Here is a 2,127-nt window from a genome sequence, read left to right as displayed (position 1 = left end):
GCCCCGCACCCAGGGGTGCGGGGCCGACGTGCGACGCGGGGGATGTCAGGGATGATCAGTGGGTGTACGTGACGTACGTCCAGGAGCCCGAGTAGATGTGGCGCTCGGTCGTGCCCACGCGCTTGTTGCCGGCGTCGATCAGCATGTCGCCGCCCGCGTAGATGGCCACGTGGCCGGGCTTGCGCATGAGGTCGCCGGGGCGCGCCTCGGACTTGGAGATCACGCGACCGCCGGCGGCCTGAGCCGAGTCGGTGCGGGGGATGCTGATGCCGTTCTGCGCGTAGACCCACTGGGTGAAGCCCGAGCAGTCCCAGCCGCTCGTGCTGGTCCCGCCGAACACGTACGGGGTGCCGATGCCGCTGCGGGCCGTGGAGAGGATGCCGTTGCCCGAGGCGCTCGAGGCGGCGGGGGCACTGGACGTCTTCTCCGAGGAGCTCGACGACTTCTTGGAGGAGGAGCTGCTCGAGGAGGACGAGCTCGAGCTGGAGGAGCTCGAGTGCGAGGACCTGCTCGAGGTCGACTGCGAGGAGGTGCTCTCGTGCGACTGGTCGTCCTGCTGGTCCTGGGACTGGTCGTCCTGCTGGTCCTGGGACTGGTCGTCCTGGGCCTCGTCGGCGGCGGCCTGCTCAGCGGCCTCCTGCTCGGCGCGCTCGTCGGCGGCCTTCTTCTCCGCGGCCTTGCGGGCCTTCTCCGCCTTCGCCTCGGCCTCAGCCTTGGACTCGGTGTTCATGACGCCGTCGACCGTGAACGCCGAGAGATCCGACGAGTCCTTACCGTCGCTCTCGGTGTCCTTCGCGAGCTTCTGGATCTGCGAAGGCTTCGCGTCAACCGCGGGCAGCACGGCCGGGGCGGCGTTCCCCTGGGCCTGCGCGGCGCCATCGGCCTGGTTCGACCCGTCGGCCGTCGCGGCGGCGGACCCGCCGAACAGCATGGTGGCGGCGATCGCAGCGCCGGCGGCGGTGCGGCCGGCGCGGACGGCCGGCGTCACCGGGCGCATGGCTCGGCGGTGCGTGTTCATCGCAGTCTTCGACACGTGAGGGCTCCCCTGGGCCTCCGCCGGAGCGGAGATTCGGCTTCGTCTTCAGTTGCCCGGACCGAAGCGCTGCGCGCCGAACTCGGTGGGCGTCGGCCGATCGTTCCGCGATCGGCACGCCCTCGACCCTAAGGACTCCTGAACGCCCGCACCCAGCGTCCTGAGAAGGTCTGGGGAAGGCCTTGCCGACTCTTTACTCGGCCGCCGCGGGAGTCACCACGAGCTGACCGGCGGTGTCCTCGTCGATGATGATCGGCTCCGCGCCGTCGCCCTGCAGCCGGAAACCGGACTGCGTCCGCTCGGCCCGGAACGTCTCACCGGGGAGAATGCCGTGACCAGCGAGATCGCGCAGCAGATCGACATCGGTCTGCGCCGTCTCGCCGATCCTGCGCAGGCGCAGCTCGAGCGACCCGGAGCCGCCCAGCGCGCGGTCGAGGGTGCCGTGCCAACTTGCCGAATCTTGACCTTCGGGGGTGACGCCGGTCTCGTCGGACGTGTCGATCCCGAGCTCGGCGAGACCCGGGATGGGGTTGCCATAGGGATCGATGAAGGGCGCGACGATCTGCTGGGCGATGCGCGTCTCGACCTCGCGGCTCATGACGTGCTCCCAGCGGCAGGCCTCCTCGTGGACCAGCTCGAAGGGCAGCCCGACCTGCTCGATGAGGTGGCGCTCCGCCAGACGGTGCTTGCGCATCACGTCGGTCGCGATGGCCTGCCCCTTGTCGGTGAGCATGATGCGGCGCTCGTCGTCCAGGTGCAGGAGGCCGTCGCGCTCCATGCGGGCGACGGTCTGCGAGACCGTCGGCCCCGAGTGCCCGAGCCGATCCGCGATCCGGGCGCGCATCGGGGGGATGCCCGCCTCATGAAGCTCGAACACCGTCTTGAGATACATCTCCGTGGTGTCGACAAGATCGCTGCTCATGGATGCTGCTCCGTTCCTGGTTCCTCCGACGGGCTCTACCGTACCTGTTCAGACCGACACTCCCCCAGCGATTGCGCTGACGGCCGACGCGCACGCCGGCGCGCGTACGCCCACCGAAGCTCTGCGGCCCCTCCCGCCCCCGGACGCGCGGACGGGCGGGCACCCGCTGGGG

2 protein-coding genes are annotated in these 2,127 nt (G+C 70.4%); both read right to left on the bottom strand.

The features are described 5' to 3' along the window. Positions 1 to 55: 55 nt before the first annotated feature. Positions 56 to 1,033, bottom strand: coding sequence for a C40 family peptidase (locus tag ACFQ53_RS17660; RefSeq protein WP_377862281.1), 978 nt, complete (start codon positions 1,031 to 1,033; stop codon positions 56 to 58). Positions 1,034 to 1,226: 193 nt separating this feature from the next. Beyond that, the gene (locus tag ACFQ53_RS17655; protein WP_377862279.1) at positions 1,227 to 1,955 is read right to left on the bottom strand and encodes a metal-dependent transcriptional regulator; all 729 of its coding nucleotides are present in this window, start codon (positions 1,953 to 1,955) and stop codon (positions 1,227 to 1,229) included. Positions 1,956 to 2,127 lie beyond the last annotated feature (172 nt).

The sequence above is a fragment of the Brachybacterium sp. NPDC056505 genome (assembly GCF_042794925.1).
Lineage (GTDB): Bacteria > Actinomycetota > Actinomycetes > Actinomycetales > Dermabacteraceae > Brachybacterium > Brachybacterium kimchii.
The sequence above is the reverse complement of the archived record's forward strand: the minus strand, read 5'-3'. Positions and strand labels throughout refer to the sequence as shown.

Coding starts and splice junctions, on each gene's coding strand:
- ACFQ53_RS17655 (WP_377862279.1), bottom strand. CDS start 1,955: ATGAGCAGCGATCTTGTCGACACCACGGAGATGTATCTCAAGACGGTG.